This window comes from Synechococcus sp. BO 8801 (assembly GCF_002252675.1).
GTDB lineage: Bacteria > Cyanobacteriota > Cyanobacteriia > PCC-6307 > Cyanobiaceae > Cyanobium.
This window is the reverse complement of the sequence record NZ_NQKY01000010.1, coordinates 1-24,844: the sequence shown is the minus strand read 5'-3', so window position 1 is coordinate 24,844 and position 24,844 is coordinate 1. Positions and strand designations below refer to the sequence as shown.

At 67.9% G+C, this 24,844-nt stretch carries 22 protein-coding genes; 17 read left to right on the top strand and 5 right to left on the bottom strand.

Going from position 1 to position 24,844, the window contains the following annotated elements; all coding sequences use genetic code 11:
* Nucleotides 1-73: 73 nt before the first annotated feature.
* On the bottom strand, nucleotides 74-616 hold the full coding sequence (locus CJZ86_RS09285) for a SprT family zinc-dependent metalloprotease (RefSeq protein WP_094585672.1): 543 nt from the start codon (nucleotides 614-616) through the stop codon (nucleotides 74-76).
* Between the two features lie 61 nt (nucleotides 617-677).
* On the opposite strand from CJZ86_RS09285, the gene CJZ86_RS09280 reads away from it, so the two are divergent.
* The 8 genes from CJZ86_RS09280 to CJZ86_RS09245 all read left to right on the top strand — a co-directional run bounded on the left by CJZ86_RS09280 (nucleotide 678) and on the right by CJZ86_RS09245 (nucleotide 12,930).
* The gene (locus CJZ86_RS09280) at nucleotides 678-1,100 is read left to right on the top strand and encodes a hypothetical protein (protein ID WP_094585671.1); all 423 of its coding nucleotides are present in this window, start codon (nucleotides 678-680) and stop codon (nucleotides 1,098-1,100) included.
* A 3-nt stretch (nucleotides 1,101-1,103) separates the two neighbouring features.
* A complete protein-coding gene (gene ligA / locus CJZ86_RS09275) occupies nucleotides 1,104-3,200 on the top strand; it encodes an NAD-dependent DNA ligase LigA (protein WP_094585670.1) in 2,097 nt (698 codons plus the stop codon).
* A 73-nt stretch (nucleotides 3,201-3,273) separates the two neighbouring features.
* A complete protein-coding gene (locus CJZ86_RS09270) occupies nucleotides 3,274-4,344 on the top strand; it encodes an endo-1,4-beta-xylanase (protein WP_094585669.1) in 1,071 nt (356 codons plus the stop codon).
* Between the two features lie 123 nt (nucleotides 4,345-4,467).
* Nucleotides 4,468-5,754, top strand: a complete 1,287-nt coding sequence (locus CJZ86_RS09265; protein ID WP_094585668.1) for an HlyD family secretion protein — start codon at nucleotides 4,468-4,470, stop codon at nucleotides 5,752-5,754.
* Complete coding sequence (locus CJZ86_RS09260; protein ID WP_094585667.1) at nucleotides 5,751-7,937, top strand: glycosyltransferase; 2,187 nt, start codon at nucleotides 5,751-5,753, stop codon at nucleotides 7,935-7,937. Before CJZ86_RS09265 ends, CJZ86_RS09260 begins: the two co-directional genes overlap by 4 nt.
* Before the next feature lie 90 nt (nucleotides 7,938-8,027).
* Nucleotides 8,028-8,822: a peptidylprolyl isomerase gene (locus CJZ86_RS09255; protein ID WP_233133936.1), complete on the top strand. Its 795-nt coding sequence runs from the start codon at nucleotides 8,028-8,030 to the stop codon at nucleotides 8,820-8,822.
* Nucleotides 8,819-11,761, top strand: coding sequence for an ABC transporter transmembrane domain-containing protein (locus CJZ86_RS09250; RefSeq protein WP_094585665.1), 2,943 nt, complete (start codon nucleotides 8,819-8,821; stop codon nucleotides 11,759-11,761). The genes CJZ86_RS09255 and CJZ86_RS09250 overlap by 4 nt, the downstream gene beginning before the upstream one ends.
* Complete coding sequence (locus CJZ86_RS09245; RefSeq protein ID WP_094585664.1) at nucleotides 11,761-12,930, top strand: HlyD family secretion protein; 1,170 nt, start codon at nucleotides 11,761-11,763, stop codon at nucleotides 12,928-12,930. The genes CJZ86_RS09250 and CJZ86_RS09245 overlap by 1 nt, the downstream gene beginning before the upstream one ends.
* Here the strand turns inward: CJZ86_RS09245 and CJZ86_RS09240 are convergent.
* Together CJZ86_RS09240 and CJZ86_RS09235 are read right to left on the bottom strand one after the other, a co-directional pair.
* Nucleotides 12,896-13,795 carry a class I SAM-dependent methyltransferase gene (locus CJZ86_RS09240; RefSeq protein ID WP_094585663.1) on the bottom strand — a complete coding sequence of 300 codons (900 nt, stop codon included), beginning with the start codon at nucleotides 13,793-13,795 and terminating at the stop codon, nucleotides 12,896-12,898. The genes CJZ86_RS09245 and CJZ86_RS09240 overlap by 35 nt on opposite strands.
* Nucleotides 13,746-14,432 carry a TVP38/TMEM64 family protein gene (locus CJZ86_RS09235; protein WP_094585728.1) on the bottom strand — a complete coding sequence of 229 codons (687 nt, stop codon included), beginning with the start codon at nucleotides 14,430-14,432 and terminating at the stop codon, nucleotides 13,746-13,748. Before CJZ86_RS09235 ends, CJZ86_RS09240 begins: the two co-directional genes overlap by 50 nt.
* Nucleotides 14,433-14,483: 51 nt before the next feature.
* On the opposite strand from CJZ86_RS09235, the gene CJZ86_RS09230 reads away from it, so the two are divergent.
* The gene (locus CJZ86_RS09230) at nucleotides 14,484-16,034 is read left to right on the top strand and encodes a jacalin-like lectin (protein ID WP_094585662.1); all 1,551 of its coding nucleotides are present in this window, start codon (nucleotides 14,484-14,486) and stop codon (nucleotides 16,032-16,034) included.
* A 27-nt stretch (nucleotides 16,035-16,061) separates the two neighbouring features.
* The gene (locus tag CJZ86_RS09225) at nucleotides 16,062-16,919 is read left to right on the top strand and encodes an NAD(P)-dependent oxidoreductase (protein ID WP_094585661.1); all 858 of its coding nucleotides are present in this window, start codon (nucleotides 16,062-16,064) and stop codon (nucleotides 16,917-16,919) included.
* A 323-nt stretch (nucleotides 16,920-17,242) separates the two neighbouring features.
* Here CJZ86_RS09225 and CJZ86_RS09220 read toward each other — a convergent pair whose 3' ends face one another.
* Nucleotides 17,243-17,575, bottom strand: a complete 333-nt coding sequence (locus CJZ86_RS09220; RefSeq protein WP_094585660.1) for a winged helix-turn-helix transcriptional regulator — start codon at nucleotides 17,573-17,575, stop codon at nucleotides 17,243-17,245.
* A gap of 95 nt (nucleotides 17,576-17,670) precedes the next feature.
* Between CJZ86_RS09220 and CJZ86_RS09215 the strand changes: the two genes are divergently transcribed.
* The 6 genes from CJZ86_RS09215 to CJZ86_RS09190 all read left to right on the top strand — a co-directional run bounded on the left by CJZ86_RS09215 (nucleotide 17,671) and on the right by CJZ86_RS09190 (nucleotide 21,114).
* A complete protein-coding gene (locus CJZ86_RS09215; RefSeq protein ID WP_094585659.1) occupies nucleotides 17,671-18,291 on the top strand; it encodes an FMN-dependent NADH-azoreductase in 621 nt (206 codons plus the stop codon).
* Nucleotides 18,292-18,509: 218 nt separating this feature from the next.
* Nucleotides 18,510-18,749 carry a DUF4160 domain-containing protein gene (locus CJZ86_RS09210; RefSeq protein WP_094585658.1) on the top strand — a complete coding sequence of 80 codons (240 nt, stop codon included), beginning with the start codon at nucleotides 18,510-18,512 and terminating at the stop codon, nucleotides 18,747-18,749.
* The gene (locus CJZ86_RS09205; RefSeq protein WP_094585657.1) at nucleotides 18,721-19,017 is read left to right on the top strand and encodes a DUF2442 domain-containing protein; all 297 of its coding nucleotides are present in this window, start codon (nucleotides 18,721-18,723) and stop codon (nucleotides 19,015-19,017) included. Before CJZ86_RS09210 ends, CJZ86_RS09205 begins: the two co-directional genes overlap by 29 nt.
* Nucleotides 19,018-19,093: 76 nt before the next feature.
* Nucleotides 19,094-19,783 carry an SDR family oxidoreductase gene (locus CJZ86_RS09200; RefSeq protein ID WP_094585656.1) on the top strand — a complete coding sequence of 230 codons (690 nt, stop codon included), beginning with the start codon at nucleotides 19,094-19,096 and terminating at the stop codon, nucleotides 19,781-19,783.
* Nucleotides 19,784-19,925: 142 nt separating this feature from the next.
* Nucleotides 19,926-20,666, top strand: a complete 741-nt coding sequence (locus tag CJZ86_RS09195; RefSeq protein WP_094585655.1) for a helix-turn-helix domain-containing protein — start codon at nucleotides 19,926-19,928, stop codon at nucleotides 20,664-20,666.
* The gene (locus CJZ86_RS09190) at nucleotides 20,659-21,114 is read left to right on the top strand and encodes a VOC family protein (protein WP_233133934.1); all 456 of its coding nucleotides are present in this window, start codon (nucleotides 20,659-20,661) and stop codon (nucleotides 21,112-21,114) included. Before CJZ86_RS09195 ends, CJZ86_RS09190 begins: the two co-directional genes overlap by 8 nt.
* A 146-nt stretch (nucleotides 21,115-21,260) precedes the next feature.
* Here CJZ86_RS09190 and CJZ86_RS09185 read toward each other — a convergent pair whose 3' ends face one another.
* Entirely contained in the window at nucleotides 21,261-24,080 is a 2,820-nt protein-coding gene (locus CJZ86_RS09185; RefSeq protein WP_198960110.1) for a valine--tRNA ligase, read from the bottom strand.
* Nucleotides 24,081-24,140: 60 nt separating this feature from the next.
* Between CJZ86_RS09185 and CJZ86_RS09180 the strand changes: the two genes are divergently transcribed.
* On the top strand, nucleotides 24,141-24,844 hold a 704-nt coding region (locus tag CJZ86_RS09180), incomplete at its 3' end, for a DUF2157 domain-containing protein (RefSeq protein WP_143594112.1).

The window sequence follows — 24,844 nt, the reverse complement described above, 5'->3', positions numbered from 1 at the left end:
GGGCAATGGTGAAGCCACCCCATTCCAGGGTCCACAGAAACGTCGCCATCGGCCCCAACACCTGCGCCAGAACCTAGGCGGTGTTGGGCTCGAACACCAGCAGACAGCTCGCATCCCAGCGCCCGCCATGGAGGCGCTCGCAGCAGCGGCGGCAGGCCAGGCCCTGCCGGCGGCGCTGGTAGGGCGTGCGGCTGTCGCAGCGCGGACAGCGGGCGATCCAGCGGCTGGCGACCACCGGCAGGGGATAGCGGTGCCGCAGGCTCACCTGAAAGTCGTCCTGGGCCCGGTTGATCTGCTCCATCCGGGCCCGGAACCGGGGGCCATGGACCTCCGACGCCACCAGCACCCGGTCCACCCAGGCATGGATCATTTCGTGGCAGAGGGTGCCCAGGGTGGCCTGCCGCGGCAGCGGCTCCAGCAGGGGCCTCGAGAGGACGATCTCGCAGAGGTCACGCCCGTCGGCCAGGCGCCCCCGCCGGTAGAGCCCGGCGGTGCGGGTCAGCCGGCCGTCGCTCCAGCGCACGTCCACCAGAGGCCGGTTCTCCCGGGTGAGCTGGCCGTCGAAGTGCTCGCGGTTGAGCCGGTGGAACAGGGGCAGCAGCGGTTCCAGGGGCATCGGCCCATTCTGGTGGGGTCGTCCGTCAGACTCTGCAACGCTGCGAACGGATGGGATCACCATGGACTGGGGACTGGCCCGCGACATCGGCACCAAGCTCCTGCTGGCGGGAGCCGGTGGCCTGCTTCTGTACTGGACCATCTCGGCGGTTCGGCTGGTGCTCAGCGCCCGGGGCATCAATCCGCTGATCAAGCAGTTCTTCACCCAGGTGGCCTCCGGCCAGGTGGACGGGGCCTACCTGCTCACCACCCGCAACTACCGCTCCCACGTCAACCGCCAGCAGTTCATCCGCTTCCTGGCCGGGCTGCAGCTCAACAAGTACCGCAACCTCAAGTCCGGCCGTCCCCGGCTGCAGGAGGGCCAGGTGATCCTGACGGTCAAGCTCAAGACCGACGGCAAGGAGGAACTCCCCCTCGACTTCACCTTCGTGAAGGTGGAGGAGGCCTGGCGGGTGGATCGGATCACCAAGCTGGCGGCCGCCTGAGCCGTGGCCCAAGCCCGGGCGGAGGAACTGCGGCGGCTGCTCAACCGCGCCGCCCACGCCTACTACGTGCTCGATGCTCCGGTGATGGAGGACCCGGTCTATGACCGGCTCTACCGGGAGCTCGTGGCGCTGGAGGAGGCCGATCAGGAGCTGATCCGGCCCGACAGCCCCACCCGACGGGTGGGCGGTTCCCCGGCCGAGGGGTTCACCAGCGTGGCCCACCGGATCGGCCTGCTGAGCCTCGACAACGCCTTCTCCCACGACGAGCTCGACGGCTGGTACTCCCGGCTGCTGCGGGTGCTCGACCGGGAGGCCCAGGAGGGCGCACCGGCGCCGGCCCTGCCGATGGTGGGCGAACTCAAGATCGACGGCAACGCCCTCGCCCTGAGCTACGAGCAGGGGGTGCTGGTGCGGGCCGCCACCCGGGGGGACGGGGAGCGGGGCGAGGAGATCACCGCCAACGTGCGCACGATCCGCAGCGTGCCCCTGCGGCTCGACCTGGAGCAGCCCCCCGCCTGGGTGGAGGTGCGCGGTGAGGCCTTCATCCCGGAGTCCACCTTCGCCGCCATCAACGCCGAGCGCGCCGAGCGGGGCGAGGCCCCCTTCGCCAATCCGCGCAACGCCTGTGCCGGCACCCTGCGGCAGCTGGATCCGAAGGTGGTGGCCTCCCGCGGGCTGTCGCTCTTCGCCTACACCCTGCACCTGCCCGAGGACTGGCGGGCCGGCCCCGGCGACCCGGCCGTGCCCCGCAGCCAGTGGCAGGCCCTGGATTGGCTGAAGGCGGCCGGGTTCCGCGTCAATCCCCACTGCGCCCTCTGCCCCGACCTGGCGGCGGTGAAGGCCTTCTGCGACCGCTGGGAGCAGGAGCGCCGCGGCCTGCCCTACGCCACCGATGGGGTGGTGGTGAAACTCGACGACCTGCGCCTGCAGGAGGAGGCGGGCTTCACCCAGAAGGCGCCCCGCTGGGCGATCGCCCTCAAGTACGCCGCCGAGGAGGCCCCCAGCCGTCTGCTGCGCCTCACCTGCCAGGTGGGCCGCACGGGGGTGGTCACGCCTGTGGCGGAGTTCGAGCCGGTGCCCCTGGCCGGCACCACCGTGAGCCGCGCCACCCTCCACAACGCCGACCGCCTGGCGGAGCTGGATCTCTGCGCCGGCGACACGATCGTGGTGCGCAAGGCGGGCGAGATCATCCCCGAGGTGGTGCGGGTGCTGGTGGAGCTGCGGCCGGAGGGGGCCAGGCGGCTGGAGCTGCCGCCCACCTGCCCGGAATGCGGCTCGGCGCTGGTGCGGGAGGAGGGGGAGGCCGCCACCCGCTGCGTCAACAACGGCTGCCCCGCCATCCTGCGGGGCTCCCTGCGCCACTGGGTGAGCAAGGGGGCCCTCGATGTGGACGGCCTGGGGATCAAGCTGATCGAGCAGCTGGTGGACCGGGGCCTGGTGAGGTCAATCCCCGGCCTCTACGGGCTCGATGCCGCCCTGCTGGCCAGCCTGGAGCGGATGGGGGACACCTCCGCCGCCAAGCTGGTGGCCGCCCTGGAGGCGTCGAAGCACCAGCCCTGGCACCGCCAGCTCTATGGCCTCGGCATCCACCACGTGGGGGAGGTGAATGCCAAGGCCCTGGCCCGGGCCTTCCCCAGCGCCGACGCGCTTGAGGCCGCCGCCCTGACAGGCGAAGCCGGCGAGGGCCCCGATCCGCTCACGGAGGTCTTCGGCATCGGCCCCGAGATCGCCCAGTCCCTGCGGCAGTGGTTCGCCACGCCGGCCAACCGGCTGCTGCTGGAGCAGCTGGGTGAACTGGGCTTCTCCCTGGCCGCCGCGCCGGAGCCGGACGGGGACGGCGATGGGGGGCCGCCGGCGGCGACGCCCCTGACGGGGCTCACCTTCGTGCTCACCGGCACCCTGCCCTCCCTGAGCCGCTCCGCGGCCCAGGCCCTGATCGAGGCGGCCGGGGGGAAGGTGAGCGGCTCGGTGAGCCGGAAGACCAGCTACGTGGTGGCCGGCGAGGAGGCCGGCGGCAAGCTCACCAAGGCCCAGGACCTGGGGGTGAGCGTGCTGGATGAGGACGGCCTGCGGGCGCTGCTGGCGGCGGATCCGGCCTGAACCTCCCGTTGGGATGACGGCGCCGGGATGGCCGGCCAGAGTGACGGGGGCGCCCCTCCCCCCGCCCCGCTCCATGCGACGTCGGCAACTGATCGTGATCGCCGTGGTGGCGGCCCTGGGCTGGAGCGTGGCCCGGGCCCTGCCGCCGGGGGCGGCCCCGACCCTGCAGGGGCTGGCGGCGGCGCGCGGGCTGCGCTGGGGCACCGCCGTCACCAATGACCAACTGCGGGATCCGGGTCTGCGCCGCCTGGTGGGCGAGCAGAGCGGCCTGATCGTGCCCGAGTCGGAGCTGAAGTGGGATGGGGTGGAGGCCGCGCCCGGCCGCTTCGACTTCAGCGCCCCGGACCGGCTGCTGGCCTTCGCCCGCGAGCAGGGTCTGGCGATGCGGGGCCACACCCTGGTGTGGCACGAGCAGCTGCCGGCCTGGGTGAAGGCCCTGCCGCCGGCGGAGCTGGATCGGGCCATGGCGACCTACATCCGCACGGTGGTGGGGCACTACCGCGGCCAGCTGCCGTCGTGGGACGTGGTCAACGAACCGATCGCCGACGACGGCACGGGCCTGCGCCGCAGCCTCTGGCTGGAGCGGCTGGGCCCCGACTACATCGCCCGGGCGCTGACCCTGGCGCACCAGGCCGACCCGAAGGCGGCCCTGGTGATCAACGAGTACGGGCTGGAGGGCGATGACGCCAAGACGGCGCGCAAACGGCAGGCCCTCCTGAAGCTCCTGCGGCAGCTGCGGCAGCGCGGCGTCCCGCTGAACGCCGTCGGTCTGCAGGCCCATCTCTATGCCAACGGCAGCGGACCCACCACCTTCCGCACCCTGCCCGCCTTCCTGAAGGAGCTGGCCGCCCTGGACCTGGACATCCTCGTGACCGAACTGGACGTGAACGACCGGGAACTGCCGGCGGCCATCCCGGAGCGGGACCGGGCCGTGGCGGCGGTGTATGGCGCCTTCCTGGCGGCGGTCCTGCCGGAACCGCGCCTGAAGCTGATCACCACCTGGGGATTGAGTGATCGCACCACCTGGCTGAATGCGTTCATGCCGCGGGCGGATGGCCTGCCCCAGCGGCCCCTGCCCTTCGATGAAGACAACCAACCCAAACCGGCAACCGCCACGATTCAGGCGGCCCTCGAGAAGCGCTGAGCGGCTCAGATGGGCGGCCTCAGGAGAGCCGGCTGCTGACAGATTCACAACCAATCGATAGGTCTTATCGAAGCAAAAAAATCCGGCGCTGTTAGAATGGAGTGTCTTCCATCCAACGCTGGGATGCCCCCATCCGCCGCGGGCACAAGTGAGCCTGAATCCGCCGGCCCTGCCGGTCAGGTCCTGGATGTCGCCGCCCCTGACATCGCCCCAACGGATGGCGACGACGCGATTCCCAGCTCCCGCAGGGCCGATCTCACCATCCTGCTGATTTCGGCGGGGCTGCTGATCACGGCCCTGGCCATCGTGATCAACTTCTTCACCGCCCGCTCCCGCGATGCGGTCATCAATGCCACCCCGATCGTGCTGAGGAGCCCGGTCACCGGCACCCTGGAAAGCCTCAACGTGGGGACGGGCGTGGAGGTCCGCCCCGGCCAGACCCTGGCGATCATCGTCAACCCCAGGGCCTCCCGGGATGCCCTCTCAGCCCTCGAGACGGATCTGGAGACGGCCCGGGGCCGGCTCCAGGAACTGCGGACGCGCCGCGACCTGCGCCAGAAGCTCGTGGAGCGGCTCACCCAGGACGCCCGCCAGCAGCGCAACCTGGAGGTGGCCCGCGACCAGGGCGACCGGGACAACCTGGGTTTCGCCCTGGATCGCGCCCGCAAGGAACTGGCCTTCGCCCAGCGGGAGACCCGGCGCCAGGAGGAGCTGTTCCGCGCCGGTGCCGTGGCCGCGAACGTGGTCGACCGGGCCCGCACCACCGAACTGCAGCGGGCCCGGGAGGTGCGGGGCCTGGAGGCGCAGCTGGCCGGCCAGGCGGCGGTGCTGGAGGCCTCCCGGAACGAACTGACCCTGCGCAACAACCGCAGCAACTCCGATCCGGTGGTGCGGCTCCAGGAGGCCACCATCGCCCTGGAGAACGCCGAAGGGGATGTGCGCACCCAGACGTTCCAGGTGAGTGGCCTGGAGCAGCAGGTGGCCGTGGCGAAGAAGGAATGGCAGGAGCGCAGCAGCGCCCGCCTGGTCAGCCCCCGCAAGGCGGTGATCTGGCAGCTGGGGGCCCAGCGGGGCGACTCCGTCGATGCGATGCAGTCAGTGATCCAGATGATCGACTGCAGCCAGCGCTGGCTCACCACCACGGTGGCGGAGAACGACCTCAACCGGATCCGCCTGGGCAGCAAGGCCAGGATCGAGCTGGTGGGCAGCCGCGACAAGCTGCGGGGTGAGGTGGTGGGGATCCGCTCCGGCATCGGCCGCACCCAGCTGGGCGAGGAGGCCCCCACGCCGGTGCCGATCAACCTGGCCAGGGAAAGCGAGGTGAAGATCCGCATCCTCAACGACTTCCCGGCGCCTCCGGGGGAGTTCTGCTACGTGGGATTCACGGCGAAGGTCAGCTTCCAGCGATGAAGTTCCTGCATTCGTTTTCGGATCCCCAGGGCCGCTCAAGGATCTCGCCCTGGGTCTGGATGGTGCTGCTGCTCTCGGCAGGGTGCCTGGTGATGGCGGTGCTGCTGGCCAACCTGCAGGTGTCCGTGGTGGCGGTCGGGCTGCTCAATCCCCTCAGCTTCCGGGTCCTGCCCGAGCTCTGGCAGGTGCGGGATGTGTGGGTCGACGTGCTGCTGCCCCTGGCCCTGGCGATCGGCATCTGCCTGGGGGTGAACCTGCTGCCCAGGCGTCCCTCCAGCTATCTGCTGGTGAACGTGGTGCTGTCGGTCTTCACGATCCGCTATTTCATCTGGCGCGCCACCACCATCAACACGGCCCACCCGGTCAGCCTGTTCTTCAGCCTCGTCTTCTTCCTCTGCGAGGTCACCTACCTGCTGACATCGGCGCTGCAGTTCTACCCCTCCCTCCGCTACAGGCCCCAGCAACGGCGACGCGAGGCGGACCAGCTGCTGGCCTGGGCAAAGGAACAGCAGCCCAGTGTGGATCTGTGGATTCCCACCTACAACGAATCCGAGCGACTGATCCGGCGTTGCGTCATGGCCTGCCGCAACATCCAGTACCCCAACAAGACCATCTACGTTCTGGATGATGGCCACCGCCCCGCCATTGCCGCCCTGGCCGCCGAGCTGGGGGTGCAGTATCTGAGCCGGCCCGACAATCTGCACCGCAAGGCCGGCAATCTCAACTACGCCCTGGCCCATTCCAAGGGTGAACTGATCGCCGTCTTCGATTGCGATTTCATTCCCTTCAGCCGCTTTCTCGACCGCACGGTGGGTTTCTTCAAGGACCCTGAGGTTGCCCTGGTGCAGACGCCACAGCATTACTTCAACTCCGATTTCCACAACCGCAACCTCGGGCTGGATGTGCTGGTGCCGGACGACATGGACTATTTCTTCCATTACGTCCAGGTGGTCCGGGATCCGTTCAATGCCGTGGTCTGCTGCGGCACCTCCTACCTGGCCCGGCGTTCGGCCCTGGAGGCGATCGGCGGCTACGTCACCCACTGCATCGTCGAAGACAGCCAGACGGGCACCCGCCTGCTCACCCGCGGCTGGCGCATGATCTACCTCGATGAGGTGCTGAGCCTGGGCGAAGTGCCCCGCACGTTCCGCGATTACCTCGAGCAGCGGCTGCGCTGGATGCAGGGCAATGTGCAGGTCTTCACGTCTCCCAAGCAACTGCCGATCTGGAAGACGCTGGATTTCTGGCAGAAGGTCTTCTATCTGAATCTGCTGCTCAGCCTGCTGACACCCCTGTTTCGCGCCGTCTACATCATTTTCCCGCTGTTGTCGATGCTGATCGGCTTCACCCTGATCGCCGCTCCGCCGGTGGAATACCTGGCCTACGGCCTGCCGTTCGTGATCATGCTCTACTTCCTGCCCTCCTGGCAGACCAACGGCCACTACTTCCACTTCTGGACGGAAGTCTATGAAGCCCTGTTCTGCTTCCCGGCCCTGAGGAGGTTGTCGCAGATTCTGTTCCGGCCGTTCCGATCCGTGGGCAGCCTGGTGACCAACAAGGACGTCACCAGCCAGAAACAGATCCTGGATCTGCGATTCGCCTGGCCCTTTCTCACCTACCTGTTCCTGTTCGTGGGTGTGCTGGTGCTGAACTACGGCCTGCCCCTGCTGGACATCCGCTGGTCCCGATCCGTCTTCGAGGGGGAAGGCCTGATGGTGGGCTGGAATCTCTACAACGGCCTGCTGATGTTCATCTGTCTGCTGGCCTGCATCGACAAGCCGGTGCGTCGCCAGGCCGACCGTTTCCCCCTGGAACTGGCGGCCTGCCTGGAACTGGGGGGCAAGGAGTACTGGGGCACCACCAACGACGTCTCCGAGCAGGGGGCGAGTCTGGTGCTCAACACCGCCGCCCCCACAGGGAAGGAAACCGAGGGCCTGCTGCGGGTGCCCCAGTTCCACCTGGAACTGCCGGTGCGCCTGATGCGCTCCGGCCGCCTGCGCCAGCTGCCGCTGCTGGGGCTGAGCTTCCAGATGCCGGCCCAGGAGACGGAGGCCGCCCTCATCCAGCTGATCTACGGGGAAAATGCCTGGTTCCAGAAAGTGACGCGGGTGGGCAGCATCGAGGCCCTGTTCCTGCTCCTCGGCAGCGTGGTGCGCGCCGATCCGATCGTGCGGCGCTCCTGACCGGCCGATCCGGTATGACGGCTGATCCTGCCGCCGATACATCGGGAATCGCCGGTTCAGCCCCAGAATGCCCGGGTGTTAGCCGATCCCGTGGCCGTCGCCCTTTCCTTGGATCACGACATCAGCCTCGATCCGCCCGCGCGTCCCTCCGGGCCACCGGTGGTGGTGCAGGTGGAGCCGCTGCCGGAGATCCCCGGGGAGCTGCGGCGCCACCTGGCCCGCCATCAGCTGCTGATTCCCCTGCTGCGCCAGTCGGTGATCGCCTCGGCCGTGGCCGCGGTGACCCTGGCGGAGGAGGAGCGCCAGAAGGCCCAGCAGGAGTGGGGGGCCAGCCACGGCCTCCGCTCCGCCGACGACCTCCGGGCCCACCTGCAGCGCCATGAGCTGTCGGAGGCCGACGTGCTCTGGCAGGCCGAGCTGCCGGCCAGGATCGATCGTCACTGCCAGGAGCATTTCCTGCACCGGGCCGAGCAGCGTTACCTGGCCCGCAAGAACCAGCTGGACCAGGTGATCTACAGCCTGCTGCGGGTGGAGGACGGTGCCCTGGCCCGGGAGCTCTACCTGCGCATCGCCGAGGGGGAAGCCGATTTCGCCGAGCTGGCGGCCACCTACGCCAAGGGGCCCGAGCGCTCCACCCGGGGGGTGGTGGGTCCGGTGCCGCTGCTGCAGGCCCATCCCTCCCTGGCCGAACTCCTGCGCACCAGCCGCCCGGGCCAGCTGCACCCGCCCCTGCGCATCGATCGCTGGTGGCTGGTGGTGCGGCTGGAAACGCTCCGATCCGCCAGCTTCGACGACGCCATGCAGAAACGGATGGCACGGGAGCTGTTCGAGGAATGGGTGGATCAGGAGGTGGCCCTGCGGCTGCGTCCGGGGCAGGGACGATGACTTCCACCGTCCCGGGGCGCACCGACTGGCTCACCCTGCCGCCCTTCGACGGCCTTTCCGCCGCCGGCCATGAGCGCCTGCTGGCGGAGGCCCGGCCCTGCCGCTTCCGCGTCGGCGAGGACCTCAGCAGCGCCGGCAACATCGGCGACCGGGTGCTGGTGCTCCTTGAGGGGGATGCACGCCTGCTGGCGGAACGGGACGGTCGGCCCTTCACCATCGAGCGCCTCGGACCCGGCGCCGTCGTGGGGCTGGCCTCGCTGCTGCGGGCCGAGGGGATCGAACCGGTGAGCGCCGCCTCCGACCTGCTGGCGACAGCGATCCCCGACGCGGTGATGCTCGAGCTGCTGCTGGCCGAGGACGGCCTGCGCCAGTGGTGTGGCCGCCACCTGTGGACGGCGGAGCTGCACCAGCTGCTGCTGCGGCGGGAGGGGGCCGCCGCAGGCCGCTTCGATCCGGCCCTGTGGCGGGAGAAGCTCGAACGCCTGCGCCATCGGGCACGGGCGGTGTCGCCAGACGATGGGGCCGTCACCCTGCTGGACGGCGAGGAACTGCTGCTGGCCAGCGCCAACGTTCCCGACCTGGCGATCGGCTCGGTGCTCAACCCCACGGAGCCCCTGCCCCAGGCCCGCCCGCCGCTGCCGCTGCGCCTGGTGGCCCTCGCCCCCGCCCCCGCAGAGGACCCGGCGCCGAAACCGATCGGCGCCGAAGCCGGCGGCCCGGGCGAACCGATCGAGGCCGAAGCCGGCGGGCTGGCCCAGCCCAGCAGCCTCGATCTGGGCCAGGAGCGGGCCGACCGCCACCTCACCCTGGTGCGGGGCAACGGTCCGCTGGAGGAGACCCTGGCCTGCTTCCAGATGCTCGGCAAGCTTCTGGAGCTGCCCTACCGCCGCGACGCGGTGGACAAGATCCTGCGCGACAAGATGCGCCGCGGCCAGCCGCCGGATCTGCAGCTCTGCGGCCAGATCGCCGCCATGCTCGGCCTGCTGGTCACCGGTGCCAAGGTGCCGGCGGCCTCCGCCACCCGGCTGATCACCCCCTGCCTGGTGCCGTGGAAGGAGGGCTTCGCCGTCGCCACCGCCAGCAACGCCGCCGGCCTGCGGCTGGCCTCGCCGGCGGAGGGCTGGGTTCACCTCAGCCCCGCCCAGATCGCCGAGCAGTACCCGGAGGGGCTGGAGCTGCTGCTGCTGGAGCGCAGCATCGACACCCCGGAGCAGACCTTCGGTCCGGGCTGGTTCTGGCCGGCCCTGAAGCGCTACCGGGGCATGTTGCTCCAGGTGCTGCTGGCCTCCTTCGTGGTCCAGCTGTTCAGCCTGGCCAACCCCCTGCTGATCCAGGTGATCATCGACAAGGTGATCTCCCAGCGCAGCCTCGACACGCTGCAGATCCTGGGCATGGCCCTGGTGGTGGTCACCCTGATGGAGGGGGTGATCGGCTCGCTGCGCACCTTCCTGTTCACCGACACCACCAACCGCATCGACCTGCGCCTCGGCGCCGAGGTGATCGACCACCTGCTGCGGCTGCCGCTCGGCTACTTCGACAAGCGCCCCGTCGGCGAGCTCGGCACCCGGATCGCCGAGCTGGAGAAGATCCGCAACTTCCTCACGGGCCAGGCCCTGATCACGCTGCTGGATGCCGCCTTCTCGGTGATCTACATCATCGTGATGGCGATCTACAGCTGGCTGCTGACCCTGATCGCCCTGGCGGTGCTGCCCATCCAGGTGGGGCTCACCCTGCTGGGGGCGCCCCTGTTCCGGCGCCAGTACCGCCAGGCGGCCGAGGAGAACGCCCGCACCCAGAGCCACCTGGTGGAGGTGCTCACCGGCATCCAGACGGTGAAGGCCCAGAACGTGGAGATGGTGAGCCGCTGGAAATGGCAGGAGATGTACGCCAAATACATCTCCCGCACCTTCGAGAAGACGATCACCGGCACCTTCCTCAACGAGACCAGCTCCGTGCTCCAGAAGCTCTCCCAGCTGCTGGTGCTCTGGGTGGGGGCCACCCTGGTGCTCAAGGGGGAGCTCACCCTGGGTCAGCTGATCGCCTTCCGGATCATCAGCGGCTACGTCACCCAGCCCCTGCTGCGGCTCTCCTCGATCTGGCAGAACATCCAGGAGCTGCGGGTCTCGTTCGAGCGCCTCGCCGACGTGGTCGACACCCCGGAGGAGTCGAGCGAAGCCGACCGCGGCCACATTCCCCTGCCGCCGGTGAAGGGCGACGTGGTGTTCGAGAACCTCAGCTTCCGCTTCAACCCCGGCGGGCCGGAGGTGCTCAGCAACGTCAGCCTGCATGTGCCCCCCGGCACCTTCACCGGGGTCGTGGGCCAGAGCGGCAGCGGCAAGAGCACGCTGATGAAACTGCTCCCCCGCCTCTATGCCCCCACCAAGGGCCGCATCCTCGTGGACGGCTACGACATCGACAAGGTGGAGCTCTACTCCCTGCGCCGCCAGGTGGGCATCGTGCCCCAGGACCCCCTGCTCTTCTCGGGCACCATCAGCGAGAACATCGCCCTGACCAACCCGGAGGCCCCCAGCGACGCCATCGTGCAGGCCGCCCGCATCGCCGGCGCCCACGACTTCATCATGGAGCTCTCCGCCGGCTACAGCACCCCCCTGGGGGAACGGGGCGCCTCCCTCTCCGGCGGCCAGCGCCAGCGCATCGCCATCGCCCGCACCCTTTTGAGCCAGCCCCAGCTGCTGGTGATGGACGAGGCCACCAGCGCCCTCGACTACGACACCGAACGCCAGGTGTGCGACAACCTGCGCGAGGCGATGAGCCAGAGCACCGTGTTCTTCATCACCCACCGCCTCTCCACCATCCGCCGCGCCGACCTGATCGTGATGATGCACCAGGGCGCCATCGTCGAGACCGGCACCCATGACGAACTGATGGCCCTGAAGGGCCGCTATTTCGCGCTGTATCGCCAGCAGGAGGCGGGCTGATGGCACGTCCTCCCCTGCCCACTCCGGCCGGCCTGCTGCGGAGGGCCCAGAACGGCCTCGAGCGCAGCATCCACACCGACAGCGACGATGTGGTGCTGCAGCAATCCCGCTTCTGGGCCCGCTCGATCACCTGGACCCTGATGGGGGTCACCCTGTTCGGCCTCGGCTGGCTGGCCTTCGCCCAGACCGAGGAGATCGTCACCGCCCCGGGCAAGCTCGAACCCATCGGCGCCGTGAAGGACATCCAGATGCCGGTCGGCGGCGTGGTGGACGAGGTGTTGGTGAAGGAGGGCGAGCGGGTGGAGAAGGGCCAGGTGCTGCTGCGCCTCGACACCGAGGCCACCCGCGACCGCCAGCGCAGCCTGCTGCAGACGATCCGGTACAAGCAGCAGCAGCTGCGGCTCAAGCAGGTGGAGCTCGACCGCTACCTGCAGTTCAACGACACCGAGCAGCGGGTGCTGCGCCAGAGCCTGACCCTGGAGAAGGACGTGCTCGGGCGGCTCGAGACCCTCAACAAGGAGGGCGCCACCGCCGAACTCCAGTACCTCTCCCAGCGCAACAAGGTGCAGGAGGTGCAGGGCAAGCTGGAGGAAACCCAGGTCGACCGGCTGCGCCAGCAGGCGATCCTGCAGCAGGGCGTCCGCGAGATCCAGAGCGAACTGGCCGATCTGCGCAGCAAGCTGACCGAGCTCAACGTCAACATCCGGTACCAGGAGATCCGGGCCCCCGAGTCGGGGGTGGTGTTCGAGCTCAAGTCCCGCTCCCGCGGCTTCGTCGCCCAGACCAGCGAACCGGTGATGAAGGTGGTGCCCTTCGACAAGCTGGAGGCGCGGGTGGAGGTGCCCAGCCGGGAGATCGGTTTCGTTTCGGTGGGCAAGGCCGCCGACATCAGCATCGACTCCTTCCCCGCCACCGATTTCGGCGTGCTGCAGGGCACGGTGCGGCGCATCGGCTCCGATGCCCTGCCCCCGGATCAGATCGACAACTTCTACCGCTTTCCGGTGGACATCCGGCTCAACTCCCAGCAGCTGAAGCTCAAGAGCGGCAAGGTGCTGCCGCTGCAGGTGGGCATGTCCCTCACCGCCAACGTCAAGCTGCGCAAGGTCACCTACCTGCAGCTGCTGCTCAGCGACTTCAAGGACAAGGCTGACGCTCTGCGGCAGATCTGAGCCGCTCCATGGCGATGGTGTGGTCGGGGATGATGCGGGTGCGCAGCCCCACCAGGGGCTCCAGCCAGGGCAGCAGCAGCCCATCGAGGCCCCGGTTCACCAGAGCGCCGGCCACCCGGAAGGCCCGCCGCCAGCGGGCCGAAGGGGCGATCAGATGCAGGGCCCGTGCATGCACGGGGCCGTCGATGCAGACCAGCCAGGACGGATCCATCCCCGCCTGCTCCATGGCCACCTCGAAGCTGCGGCGGCTGTGGAAGCTGATGTGCTGACCGTTGCCGAAGGCGTAGTACCACCAGTCCGGCCCGGGGATCTCGCCCTCCCGGCGCATCAGGGTGGAGAAGACGAACAGGGGCGTGGCCCCCACCTCCTGGCGCAGGAAGTCGGGGGTGCAGGGCACATGCTCGATCACCTCGAAGGCGGTCTTGCAGCCGATCGGCCCATCGCCGGGCGGGCCGCAGAAAGGACGGATGAGTTCCATGGCCGCATAGGCGTCGGTGCCGTGGAAATCGAAGCCGTGGTCGCGCAGCAGCCGCGGCAGCATGCCCAGGCCGGTGCCCAGGTCCCAGCCGGGCTCGCTGGCGCCGAAGCGGCCCAGCCGGCCGATCACCAGCAGCAGCCGCAGCAGCCGCGAGGCATGCAGGTTGCGGTCGACGTAGCCGGTGTCGCCGTAGAAGGACTCCTCGTAGGCCACGTCCAGCCAGGTGGGATCGGCCAGGAAAAGGAAGTCGCAGCTGGTGCAGTGGGCGAGCTCAGCCGCCACATGGGCCTTGCTCACCCGCACCTGTCGCACCGGGGTGAGGCGATCGCCGCCGCAGTTAGGGCAGGCGCCGGCGCTGGGGTGGGGGGGAGTCTCGGCCGTCACCATCGCTGGCCTGCATCGCAACGTGGGAGGCTACCCCGCGTTCCTCCAGGGCCAGGCGCACCTGGCGGCCCACCAGCAGCACCACCGCCAGGGTGGCCGCCACCCCCAGCAGCCGCAGGGCCCAGGTGACGCCATCGGCCGGGCCGGCCAGCAGGGCCGAAAAGCGCCGCGGATCGCCGGCCGCCGCCCCCAGGGCACAGAACAGCACGGTGCCGGGGAGGATGCCGATCAGGCCGATCGAGTAGTCGCGCAGGCTCACCTCGCTGAGGCCGTAGGCGAGGTTCAGCAGGCTGAAGGGGAAGGCCGGCGACAGGCGGGTGAGCAGCACCAGCACCAGGCCCTGGCGGCACACCGCCTGCTCCACCGCCTGCAGCCGCGGCGCCCCGGCCAGGCGGCGGCGGGCCCAGCCCCGCCAGCGGCCGCGCCCCAGCAGGAACACCGCCTGGGCCCCCAGGCAGGCCCCGGTGAACACCAGCACGCTGCCCGTCACCGGGCCATAGAGCACCCCGGCCAGCATCGAGGCCCAGACCCCCGGCAGCAGCAGGGTGACCCACAGGGCATAGAGGGGCACGAAGGCCAGGGCCCCCAGCGGCGAACGCAGCCAGGGCAGCAGGTGATCCGACAGCCAGAGCGGGTCCATGGGGCCACCGTATCGAGCCTGCCTAGGCTTGGGTTCTCTGCCCGTGTCGCCATGGCTGACCCGTCGGAGCTGGCGCTGCAGGTCGCCCGGGGGGCCCTGTTCCGGGGGCGCCACAGCGTCGCCGACCCCGGCGAGCCCCTTGAGGCGGCCGTGGGCGGCACGGTGCTGGCGGCGGGGGGCGGCAGCACGGTGGGCTGGCAGCTCTGCCGCAGCAGCGAGGAGCTGGTGCATTCGCTGCACAACGGCACCTCCCTGGGGGTCGGCCTGGGTCCCCTGAGCCTGCTGGGGGCCAAGCGGTCGTTCCGCGACACCCTGAAGACCACCGCCTTCAGCCTCTCGCTGGTGGTGTGGGCGCGGCAGGTGAGCGCCGCGGTGGAGGTGGGCCAGACCCGGCTGCTGGAGGGGGTGGCGGTGCCGGCCGGCGCCGCCGAGCTCGAGGCCTTCGTTGGCCTGCACGGGGATGGCTTCGTGGCGGCGGCGGAGGTGGGCGGGGAGTGCCATGGGGTGTTCACCTTCTACGCCCAGTCGCGGGAGCAGGCCCGCTTGGTGGAGCGGCAGATCGGCGCTGCAGTGGGCCTGGGCGGCCTGACCCTGAACCCCGCTCTGGTGGAGACCGTGACGACGGTCGCCCGCAGCGCCGCGGTGAACGTCGGCTTCCGGATGCAGGTGAGCGGCACCAGGGCCCAGCCGCCGGCGGACGCGGCCTCCCTGATCCCCTTCGCCCACGACTTCGCCCGGTTGCCGCTGGATCAGCCGGCGCTGATCAGGGTGCGGACGCGGGGCTACGAGACAGTGCCGGCCATCGGCGCCGCCTTCGAGCCAGTGGCCGCCAACCGGCGGCTGTTCAGCGGCGGAGACGCGGGCGACGGCCTGCTGGAGCGTCGCGAGCAGGTGGTGGGACTGATCCGCCAGATGGACTGGGTGGCGGAAACGTACCGCCTCTACGGCGTGGCGCCGGACCCGACCCTGGCCGTCCGGCGCGCCGCCGCCGCCGCCGATCGCCGGGCCATCGACGCCTGCCGGGCCGTCTACCGGGACGCCGCCGCCACCCCCCTGGAGGCCCCGGCGCTGCCGTCCCTGGCGGCGGGCAGCCCGGAACTGAACGTGACCCTGGCCGAGGAGCTGCCCATGGGGGGCAACGGCGGCGCCCCCTTCGCCTTCCCCGGGCGGGCCGACGCGATCCGCCGGCGGCAGCGGCTGGTGAAGGTGGGGCTGCGCACCGGCTCCCGGGTGGACCAGATCCGGCTGGGCTATGCCGGCGAGGACGAGACCCCCGAGCCGGAGGTCCATGGCGGCGGCGGCGGAGGCGACCGGGGCGTCCTGCAGCTGCCGGAGGGCGTCACGATCCGCCGCATCGAGGGCCTCAGCGGCAGCCGCGTCGACCGGCTGTTCCTGAGCAGCAGCGACGGCCAGCGCATCGGCGGCGGCGGCGATGCCGGCGACCGCCCGGTGGACTGGACGGTGCCCGAAGACTGTGTGGTGCTGGGCTTCAGCGGCCGCAGCGGCCGCGAACTCGATGGCCTGCGGGCCGTGGTGGCCCGCTTCGGGCCCCTGATCTGGCAGCCACTGGAGGAGGAAGCCGACGAGCCAGAGCACCGGTAGGTTGGCGGCCGCCGCAGGGCCGCACCGATGGAGATCAGCCTGCTGGGCACCGGCCTGCTGGGGGCGGCGATCGGCGAGCGGCTGCTGCAGGGCGGCCAGCCGCTGACGGTGTGGAACCGCCACCGGGAGCGCTGCGCGCCGCTGCAGGCCCTGGGTGCGCGGGTCGCGGCCACCCCAGCCGAGGCGGTGGCCGGAGCGGAGGTGGTGATCACGGTGCTGAGCGACGGCCCCACCACGCGGACCGTGCTGCTGGAGCAGGCCGGCGCGGCCCTGGCAGGCCGGCTGGTGCTGCAGGTGGCCACGATCGCGCCGGAGGAAAGCCGGGAGCTGGCCGCCGCGCTGGCGGAGCGGGGCGCGGAGCTGCTGGAGGTGCCGGTGCTGGGCAGCCGGCCGGAGGCCCTGGCCGGCAACCTGCAGCTGATGGTGGGCGGTGAGGCGGCGGCCCTGGAGCGGGCCCGGCCGGTGCTGGCGGCGCTGGGCGGTGAGCCCCGCCTGCTGGGCCCGGTGGGGGCGGCGCTGACCACCAAGCTGGCCCTCAACCAGCTGATCGCCAGCCTCACCCACAGCTTCAGCCTCAGCCTGCATCTGGTGCAGCGGGCCGGGGTGGACGTGGAGGCGTTCATGGCGATCCTGCGCGCCAGCGCCCTGTACGCCCCCACCTTCGACAAGAAGCTGGCGAAGGAACTGGCCGACGATTACGCCAACCCCAACTTCCCCACCGCCCACCTGCGCAAGGACCTGCTGCTGTTCCTGCAGACGGCGCGCGGACTGGGACTGGAGACGGAGGGACTTGATGGGCTGGCGACGCTGCTGGAGCGGGCGACGGCTGCAGGGCTGGATGATCTCGACTACAGCGCCCTGCACAGGCTGACGGCGGGGACGTAGCTGGGCGAACAGGGCGTGATCGGGTCCGCCAAGTGGATTGGAAGAATCGACTGGTGCAGGTATGGCAGCAGATCTTGGCTAAGGCATCAGAATGAACATGTGGTTCACGGGTCCGAGAACCACGTGTTCATGGGGGACAACTCGAGGTGAAACATGATGCCCTGCAATTGCTATCGAAGGACTCCCACCTGCGGACTCGCCGTGGTTCACGGAAGGGAGGTGCGTCTAGGCCATGGCTCTCGGAAATCGTCCAATAAGCGCTAGGTTGGCTAACGCTGGCAAACCACAAAGCCAGAGCGGAAACATAGCTTTTCTGTTGAAGCCTACAGGGGAGAAGTATTCTCATTCCAATACCATTCCACCGCATATTCATAAAGGCTGTCAAGAACCTCAGAAAGCTGTTTCCCGCGCTCAGTCAATTTATATGCAACTCTAGGAACCGTGCCTTGCTCAACTTGACGGTCGATAAGCTGAATGGATTCCAGCAAGCGCAATCTATCTGAAAGGACCTTTGTGGATATTCCATCAACCTTCCGCTTCAGTTCACCAAAGTGCAATTCGCCATGGGAGCTTAGGATCCACAAGATGTAGATCGACCACTGTGCTGAGATATGGCCAATTAACAATTCAAGCGGGCAGCACATCTGCTTGACCATTGGACGGAGTAGGTAGTTACCGAATGGAAACCAATTGACTTTTGTGTCGGATGGCGCGAGGTTTGCGCTGTCCTGAGCACGCCCAACGCTAGTCCATGGGAACGCTACTGCACATTGACTCAAGTCCTCGCGGCGAGAATTCAAGCTCGCGACTACTTGCCAGCACTTTCATTGCAGCATGGAAGGAGAGCCATCCTGACGAACAAGTAGTCTATCGTGACCTGAGGAATACATGTATACCTCATATCACAGAAGAATGGATCGCCGCAGATTTTACTCCAAGGGATGCATTGACAGCGGAGGCGCGTCAAGTGCTTGAGCTGTCCGACATATTGGTAGATGAGTTCCTTGCCGCAGACAGATGTTTATACAGCGTTCCGATGTACAATTTCGGAATCCCATCCAGCTTTAAAGCCTACATCGATAATCTTGTTCGCTTTGGTCGAACATTTACATCTGATCATGGATGCTACCAAGGGCTTGCAAAAGAGAAAAAGGTTCTGTTTGTCACGGCTCGTGGCGTTGAGTATGGCTCAAACTCGCCCTACCACGGATGGGATGCACAAGAGCCTGGGCTAAAGTATGCATTCCAGTTCATGGGAGTTTCTGACATCAGCTTTATTCATGCATGTGGCCTAGACTTAGGAGAGGAGTCTCGGCGCAGCAGTATTGACAAGGCAAAAGGCGAAGTTATGAGCTTTATATCATCCTGGTAGTTGACGAGCAGCCCAACACCATGATCCAGCGGACGAGATCAGTAGAGTGTCCAAGTCGTCCATCTCGTGCTCGCCGCTGATCTTGAGCGTTGGAAAGATGAAAGCAGACACCCCGAGCAGGAAAAGATACTGAGCATGTCAGGGATGTAGCTACAATTACCTCCCTCATCCCAGCACTGAAAGCGAGGCTAAGCTGTCAGGCAAGTCGGGAGGCCTACTTGTCACCAACCGTCTTTCGAGAAGGCGAGTTTCGGTTTTTCTTCTTTTCGCGAGAGGAGAGCCGTCTGCACATCCATGTCAGTCATCCAGATGGTGAGGCGAAGTTCTGGCTCAGGCCGACCATTGAACTCGCTCGCAACATTGGGCTAAGCTCATCAAAGATCAAAGACGCAGAACGCCTAATCGAGTCCCGCCAACAGGAGATCACCGATGCCTGGAACAACCACTTTGGGAGCTGAGGTCACGAATGTCTCTGGCCACTGCGTCTGGATGCTTATTGACGATGAAGAGCTAGCGCTTCCATACGCCGAGTTTCCTTGGTTCAAAGCCGCCACGATTGAGCAGATCCTGAACGTCTTGCGCCCGACTGCCGACCATCTCTATTGGCCTGATTTAGATGTTGACTTATCTGTTGAGTCTATACGCCATCCTGAGAGATTTCCGCTAAGGGCGATGATCACTTTCCAACCATGCCATTCAGCCGATTCGCCGCCGGAGAATCACTGATTCCATGGAGAAGATGGAGACCATGCTCTCTCCGACTAGGTGATGGCAAGCGTTGAACAAACCTGGAATTCCTGCCATGGCTAACGTCGCGGTCATTGGAAGCAGCAGAGGAATTGGGGAGGCCGTGTCGCGGCACCTCGTTACCAAATCAGAGCGAGTACTGTCTGTATCGCGCACTGTCTCAATGTATGGCGAGTGGATCAAGGCTGATGTTTCGACTCTCGAGGGAGTCAATACGGTTGCCGAAGCTGCTGGGGAAGGAAGTCTAGATTCACTCCTCTACATGGGAGGCACTTGGGAGACAGATGCCTTTACGTCATCATATTCATTTTCAAGTTGTTCTGACGATGACATTACAAGAGTTCTAAATGTCAATCTCTTGGCACCGATCAGAATCGTAAAGGCATTGCTGCCTGCCTTGCGAAAGTCCAGCAATCCGAAGATCATCTTCATGGGAGCGCTTTCCGGGCGTGACAACTTTCCCAGCAGAGAGGTCGCAAACTCTGCATCGAAGTTCGGACTCCGAGGCGTGGTCCACTCACTGCGTGAAGAGCTTCGGCCCGATCGGATATCTGTGACAGTGATCAATCCAGGCAATGTGGGAACTCCAGAGGTGCTTTCGGACTTGGGAGAGATTGGAGCTCCAGCAACAGATTCGATTCCGCTTGAAGATCTCCTTATGATTATCGACTGCGTTTTGTGCTTATCCCGCCAAACCTGTATCAAGGAGATTGATGTGCCCGCCATGTCCAGCAAGGGTGCCTAACATCACTGCTCACCTGAGCCGCCACCGCAAGTCCTGTTGGGCGATAGAGTTTGCGACGAGGTGATAGGAAGCGCTAGGCCTGGCGACCGAATCGCTATGTCTTCTCCGGTTTCCATGAGCTGATTGCCCGAACCGACCACCGATGTATTCCCCAACCGTTGACGGTTTCTCGATTCGTGGATCGGACCTGCGCTACAGCGAGTGCCCGCCGACCGATGACCTGACCGAAGTGGTCCACTGCTTCTGGGAACTGCGGGCACTTGCCACGCTGCCGGAGGACTTTCACTATCACGCGCTACCCGACGCCTGTGTCAATCTCCTGTTCAATCTGGTCGAGCCCACCATCGCCGGAGTCACGGCACTCCATACGCAAGCGACAACACTCAACCTTGGAAGGTCATTCCACTACGCAGGGGTTCAGTTCTATCCAGGCGCCTGGCAGGGAGACCGGTCCGAGATCGTGGACAGGTATGTCGGATCGCCATACCTGGGTACGTTGCCGCTCGTTGAAACGTGCCGACGACTCGTAGGTCTCGATTTTTCGGACATGGTGCCAGTCCTGGCTGAGCAAGTGCGGTGGTGCATGACCCATGGTCACGCCCGAGCGAACGCCATCACTGCGTGCATACTGTCGAATCTTGACGCCATCCGATCCGTTGCCGACATGGCGGCTTTGGTCGGACTGTCCACTCGGCAGTTGCAGCGTACGCTCCAGCGACTCACGGGATTCGCACCGCATGATCTGATCAAGGTTCTACGAGTGCAAGAGTCATTCCGCAAGCACTATCTTGATCTATACGCCGACCAGGCCCACTTCACCCATGCCTTCCGGCAAGCCACCGGCTATACCCCGGGCCAATACCAAAAGCGCTTTGGTGTCTGATCCATACAAGACGGTTGCGGGCAACACCGATAACCTCACGGCTTCACTTGCAACAACGGAGCTTGCGATGGTTATGCAGAATGCAATTGGTTGGTTCGATTTATATGTGGACGACATGGATCGCGCCACGGCCTTCTACGAGGCCGTCTTGCCGCACCGGCTGGAGCCGATTGACGACCCGACCGGAGACACCCTGATGCGGGGCTTTCCCGCGAACATGACCGCCTACGGCGCTGCTGGCGCACTCGTGAAATCTCCCCATGGTCATCCAGGAACTGGCGGCACCATGATCTACTTCAGCGTGAATGACTGCGCCGTGGAAGAAAAGCGGGTAGTGGCGGCAGGCGGCAAGATCCTGCGCCCTAAGTTCTCCATCGGGCCATTCGGTTGGGTCACTCTGTGCATGGATACGGAGGGCAACATGTTCGGATTGAACTCGATGCAGTAGCTGCAGCGCCGCCGACGGCGGCCTGACCCCTCGTTCAACCCTGACTTGCAAACGCGCCTGCCTCAGCGGTCAGGGTTGACTCGAAGGCCGCATCGGATGGCCGATGCCGAAGCGCCGCAGTCGGTCGCCTCCGAAGACAACCGGCCTCAACCCAGATCCGCCAGCCGCTGCCGCGCCAGGGCCGCCTGGGCCTCGGCTTCGGCCAGGTTGGCCTTGCACTCGGCCACCACCTCCGGCGGCGCCTTGCCGGCGAAGTTGGGGTTGGCGAGGCGGCCGGTCAGGCCACTGATCTCCTTGGTGGCCTTGGCGATGTCCTTCTCCAGGCGCGCCCGCAGGGCATCGAGGTCGACCAGGCCCTCCAGGGGCAGCAGCACCTGCAGCTCGCCGCTCACTGCGGCCAGGGCCCGGGCCGCAGGGCGCTCGGCTGCCGCCGCCGGATCGAGCACGGTCACGCTCTCGGCGCGGGTGAGGGTGGTGATGTCGGGGCTCCCTTCCCGCAGCACCGCCGCCAACTGCTCGCGGCCGGTGATGAACAGCACCGGCGCCCCCTGGGAGGGCTTCAGGCCCGCCACGGCCCGCAGGTTGCGCACCACCCGGATCGCCTCGATCAGCTCGGCGAACGACGCCTCCAGGCCTTCATCGAGGGCGGCCGCCTCGGCCGCCGGCCAGGGCTGCAAGGCCAGGAAGGTAACCTCGGGGGCGCCGGTGAGTCCGTGCCAGAGCTCCTCGCTCAGGTGGGGCATCAGCGGATGCAGCAGCACCAGCAGCTCCGCCAGCACCTTGGCCAGCACCTGCCGGGCGACGCGCTGGTCGGCCAGCACCTCGGCGGTGAGGGGCTCGCCTTCGACGGCGGGCCGCGGGTTGAGACGCCGTTTGAGCAGCTCGATCGTCCAGTCGCAGACCTCGTTCCAGGCGAACTCGTACAGCCCCTTGGCGGCTTCCCCCAAGCCGTAGCTGGCGTAGCGCTCGGCCGTCTCGCGCTTGACCCGCTCCAGCCGCGACAGGATCCAGCGGTCGGCGAGCTGCAGGTGCGCCGGGTCCGGGGCCCCCAGGCCGGCGGGCGTTTCACCGCCCAGATTCATCAGGGCGAAGCGGGTGGCGTTCCAGAGCTTGTTGGCGAAGTTGCGCGCCGCCTCCACCGTGGCGGAGCTGCCGTCGTTGCGGTCGTAGTCAAGGCGGATGTCCTGGCCGGCGCCGGCCACCTCCCGCACCAGGGCGAAGCGCAGGGCATCGGCGCCGTAGCGCTCGATCAGCGGCAGCGGATCGATGCCATTGCCGGCGCTCTTGCTCATCTTGCGGTTGTTCTCGTCCCGCACCAGGCCGTGGATCATCACGTCGGCGAAGGGCATCCAGGCCTTGCCGGCGCCGAGGGGCTGCATGGCGCCGGCCAGCATCGTCATGCGGGCCACCCAGAAGAAGATGATGTCGAAGCCCGTCACCAGCACGCTGGTGGGGTACCAGCGGGCCAGATCGGCGGCCTCCGTCTCGGGCCAGCCCAGGGTGGAGAAGGGCCACAGGCCGCTGGAGAACCAAGTGTCGAGCACGTCCGGGTCCTGCTCCAGCTGCAGCTCCCGGCCCGCGGCCCGGGAAGCCTCGCCGTGGGCCGCTTCCGCCTTGGCGGCGGCCTCCGCGGCATCGCGGGCCACCACATACGGCGTGGCCTCGGTGATCACGCCGCCGGTCTCGCTGACCACGAACCAGGCGGGGATGCGGTGGCCCCACCAGAGCTGGCGGCTGATGCACCAGTCGCGGATGTCGGTGAGCCAGTCGCGGTAGACCTTCTCCCAGCGCTCCGGCACGAAGCGGGGCGCGCCGCCGTCGAGGGCCTCGCGGCAGCGGGCCGCCAGCGGTTCGGCACGTGCGAACCACTGGGTGGAGAGCAGTGGCTCCACCGGCACCTTGCCGCGATCCGAAAAGGGCACGCTGTGGCGGTGGGGCTCCACCTTCACCAGGAACCCCTCGGCCTCCATCGCCGCCACCACCGCCTTGCGGGCTTCGAAGCGATCCAGGCCGGCGAAGCGTCCGGCGGCCGCATTCATGCTGCCGTCCTTGGCCATCACCGTGATCAGGGGCAGGCCGTGGCGGCTGCCGATGGCGAAGTCGTTGGGGTCGTGGGCGGGGGTCACCTTGACGCAGCCCGTGCCGAAGGCAGGGTCCACGTGCTCATCCGCCACGATCGGGATCTGGCGCCCCACCAGGGGCAGGGTGATCGTCTGGCCCACCAGGGCGGCGTAGCGGGGATCGGTGGGGTGCACCGCCACGCCGGTGTCGCCCAGCAGGGTCTCGGGGCGGGTGGTGGCCACCACCAGGTGGTCGGTGCCATCGGCGGCGGGGCCGCCGCTGAGGGGATAGCGGAAGTGCCAGAGGTGGCCGTCCAGCTCCTTCATCTCCACCTCCAGATCGCTCACCGCCGATCCCGAGGCCGGGCACCAGTTCACCAGGTATTCGCCGCGGTAGATGAGCCCCTGCTCGTGCAGGCGCACGAAGGCCTCCACCACCGCCGCGCTCAGGCCGGGATCGAGGGTGAAGCGCTCCCGGCGCCAGTCGACCGAGTAGCCCAGCCGGCGCAGCTGGCCCACGATCGTGCCGCCGCTCTCCCCCTTCCAGGCCCAGGCCCGCTCCAGAAAGGCGTCGCGGCCCAGGTCGTCCTTGCTGCCGCCCTCCGCCTTGATCTGCTTCTCCAGCAGCGTCTGCACCGCGATCGAGGCGTGGTCGGTGCCGGGCAGGCACAGCACGTTCTTCCCCTGGAGGCGCTGGAAGCGCACGATCGTGTCGATCAGGGCCGTCTCGAAGCCGTGGCCCATGTGCAGGCTGCCGGTCACGTTCGGCGGCGGGATCACCACCGAGAACGGCTCCCCGGGCGCCGTGGGGTCGGGGTGGAAGGCGCCGGCCTCCTCCCAGGCCGCCTGCCAGCGCGCCTCGGTGGCGGCCGGGTCGTAGGTCTTGGGCAGGGGCTCGGCGGACACGTGGGGCCTGGGGCAGTGGGCCCATGGTCGCAAAAGGTGGGCCACTCCTAGCCTGGGTCCATGGCTGACGGCTGGGAATCACGGCTGGAGCGCTGGCGGCAGGCGGGCCTGATCGCCCCCGCCGGCGCCGAGGCGATCCGGGCCTGGGAACGGGCCCAGCCGGGCCGCCCACGGCTGCGGGTGCCGGTGCTGGTGGCGGTCGCTCTCGGGGGCGTGCTGGTGGCCGCCGGGCTGCTGCTGTTCGTCTCCACCCACTGGGCGGCCCTCGGACCCGGCCAGCGCTTCGGCCTGCTGCTGGCGCTGGTGGTGGGCCTGCACGGGGGCGCCGCCGCCGTGGAGAGCCGCTTCCCGCCCCTGGCGGTGAGCCTGCATGGGGTGGGCACGGTGGCCCTGGGGGCGGGCCTTTTCCTGGCGGGCCAGCTGTTCCACCTCGAGGCCCACTGGCCCCTGGGGCTGCTGCTCTGGGCCATCGGCGCGGGCCTGGGCTGGGCCCTGCTGCGCCAGTGGCCCCAGCTGGCGCTGCTGGCCCTGCTGGGGCCGGCCTGGCTGCTCAGCGAGTGGCAGAGGGCCGTCGACACCGCCACCGAGGCACTCCAGCGGGGATCCGGGGATCCGACGGCCGTGCTGGCCCCGGCGGCGGGTCTGGTGCTGCTCAACCTCTGCTATCTGGCGGCCCCAGCGGGGGCGGGCCCCGCCCCGGCGCCGCGGCGGGTGCTGCTCTGGCTGGGTGGGCTGGGCCTGCTGCCGGCGGGCCTGCTCTGGCA

Excerpts from the sequence above, each read along its gene's own strand:
- CJZ86_RS09230 (WP_094585662.1), top strand. The coding sequence starts at position 14,484 with ATGGCTGACCCGTCGGAGCTGGCGCTGCAGGTCGCCCGGGGGGCCCTG.
- CJZ86_RS09200 (WP_094585656.1), top strand. The coding sequence starts at position 19,094 with ATGGCTAACGTCGCGGTCATTGGAAGCAGCAGAGGAATTGGGGAGGCC.
- CJZ86_RS09235 (WP_094585728.1), bottom strand. The coding sequence starts at position 14,432 with ATGGACCCGCTCTGGCTGTCGGATCACCTGCTGCCCTGGCTGCGTTCG.
- CJZ86_RS09250 (WP_094585665.1), top strand. The coding sequence starts at position 8,819 with ATGACTTCCACCGTCCCGGGGCGCACCGACTGGCTCACCCTGCCGCCC.
- CJZ86_RS09265 (WP_094585668.1), top strand. The coding sequence starts at position 4,468 with ATGCCCCCATCCGCCGCGGGCACAAGTGAGCCTGAATCCGCCGGCCCT.
- CJZ86_RS09270 (WP_094585669.1), top strand. The coding sequence starts at position 3,274 with ATGCGACGTCGGCAACTGATCGTGATCGCCGTGGTGGCGGCCCTGGGC.
- CJZ86_RS09215 (WP_094585659.1), top strand. The coding sequence starts at position 17,671 with ATGGGAACGCTACTGCACATTGACTCAAGTCCTCGCGGCGAGAATTCA.
- CJZ86_RS09260 (WP_094585667.1), top strand. The coding sequence starts at position 5,751 with ATGAAGTTCCTGCATTCGTTTTCGGATCCCCAGGGCCGCTCAAGGATC.
- CJZ86_RS09220 (WP_094585660.1), bottom strand. The coding sequence starts at position 17,575 with ATGGTCAAGCAGATGTGCTGCCCGCTTGAATTGTTAATTGGCCATATC.
- CJZ86_RS09195 (WP_094585655.1), top strand. The coding sequence starts at position 19,926 with ATGTATTCCCCAACCGTTGACGGTTTCTCGATTCGTGGATCGGACCTG.
- CJZ86_RS09225 (WP_094585661.1), top strand. The coding sequence starts at position 16,062 with ATGGAGATCAGCCTGCTGGGCACCGGCCTGCTGGGGGCGGCGATCGGC.
- CJZ86_RS09240 (WP_094585663.1), bottom strand. The coding sequence starts at position 13,795 with ATGGTGACGGCCGAGACTCCCCCCCACCCCAGCGCCGGCGCCTGCCCT.
- CJZ86_RS09205 (WP_094585657.1), top strand. The coding sequence starts at position 18,721 with ATGCCTGGAACAACCACTTTGGGAGCTGAGGTCACGAATGTCTCTGGC.
- CJZ86_RS09285 (WP_094585672.1), bottom strand. The coding sequence starts at position 616 with ATGCCCCTGGAACCGCTGCTGCCCCTGTTCCACCGGCTCAACCGCGAG.
- CJZ86_RS09245 (WP_094585664.1), top strand. The coding sequence starts at position 11,761 with ATGGCACGTCCTCCCCTGCCCACTCCGGCCGGCCTGCTGCGGAGGGCC.
- CJZ86_RS09280 (WP_094585671.1), top strand. The coding sequence starts at position 678 with ATGGACTGGGGACTGGCCCGCGACATCGGCACCAAGCTCCTGCTGGCG.